The organism is Paenibacillus sp. J31R34 (genome assembly GCF_059383715.1).
Genome location: NZ_JBXENU010000029.1, coordinates 1 through 1199, shown reverse-complemented (window position 1 = coordinate 1199; position 1199 = coordinate 1). Strand labels below are relative to the sequence as shown.

Genomic DNA, 1199 nt, shown 5'->3' with positions numbered 1-1199 from the left:
TAACCGCAAGGAGCCAGCCGTCGAAGGTGGGGTAGATGATTGGGGTGAAGTCGTAACAAGGTAGCCGTATCGGAAGGTGCGGCTGGATCACCTCCTTTCTAAGGAAATACCCGATTACGTAGATAATCGGATACACAGGCAGTGTAACGCTCACTCGTTGTCAGTTTTGAAAGAGTAATCCTCTTTCAGGTAGGAAACCAAGAAAATCAAACTTTGGGCCTTTAGCTCAGCTGGTTAGAGCGCACCCCTGATAAGGGTGAGGTCGGTGGTTCGAGTCCACTAAGGCCCACCATTATCGACTTTTGAGTCGGTACCCATTTATGGGGCCATAGCTCAGCTGGGAGAGCGCCTGCCTTGCAAGCAGGAGGTCAGCGGTTCGATCCCGCTTGGCTCCACCAAAAAGAAAATCGTTGTGTCTTTTCTGATGTTTACACGCAGAAGAGGTTCAACAAAACTTGCACCTTGAAAACTGGATAGCGAAAGCAAAGAACGAAACATCCTTTAGCGAGAAATATCGCAGGAAGGCAAAGTAAGGAACGAACTTCGGTTTGCTCTTGCCCTTTGTTCTAACTGCAAGCGAAAGTATGGTCGAATGGGATGGACTTTTGGAAGTGTAAACTTTTGATCGGCAGGCAACTGCAGGATCAAGGTGGAACGGACAACGGCCAGCACATCGAGCATACTGTAGCGACTGGTTAAGCTAATAAGAGCGCACGGAGGATGCCTAGGCACTAGGAGCCGAAGAAGGACGTGGCGAACAACGATACTGCCTCGGGGAGCCGTAAGCAGGCTTTGATCCGGGGATTTCCGAATGGGGAAACCCAGCTGTCGTAATGGACAGTTACTTCTAACTGAATACATAGGTTAGAGTGAGGCATACCAGGGGAACTGAAACATCTAAGTACCCTGAGGAAGAGAAAACAAAAGTGATTCCGTCAGTAGCGGCGAGCGAACGCGGATTAGCCCAAACCAAGGAGCTTGCTCCTTGGGGTTGTAGGACGTCTCACATGGAGTTACAAAGGTGTGTGTTAGGCGAAGAGGTCTGGAAAGGCCCGCTATAAGAGGTAAAAGCCCTGTAGCCAAAAGCGCACACTCTCCGAGACGGATCCTGAGTACGGCGGGACACGAGAAACCCCGTCGGAATCCGGCAGGACCATCTGCCAAGGCTAAATACTCCCTAGTGACCGATAGTGAAGCAG

General features: G+C 50.5%; 2 tRNA genes and 2 rRNA genes. All 4 read left to right on the top strand.

What is annotated here, in order from left to right:
* A 16S ribosomal RNA gene (locus AC50YG_RS31855) occupies nt 1–98 on the top strand; the annotation flags it as partial.
* A 117-nt stretch (nt 99–215) separates the two neighbouring features.
* Nucleotides 216–292: transfer RNA gene (locus AC50YG_RS31850), tRNA-Ile, on the top strand.
* Between the two features lie 30 nt (nt 293–322).
* A tRNA-Ala gene (locus AC50YG_RS31845) sits at nt 323–398 on the top strand.
* Nucleotides 399–693: 295 nt separating this feature from the next.
* Nucleotides 694–1199, top strand: a 23S ribosomal RNA gene (locus tag AC50YG_RS31840); the annotation flags it as partial.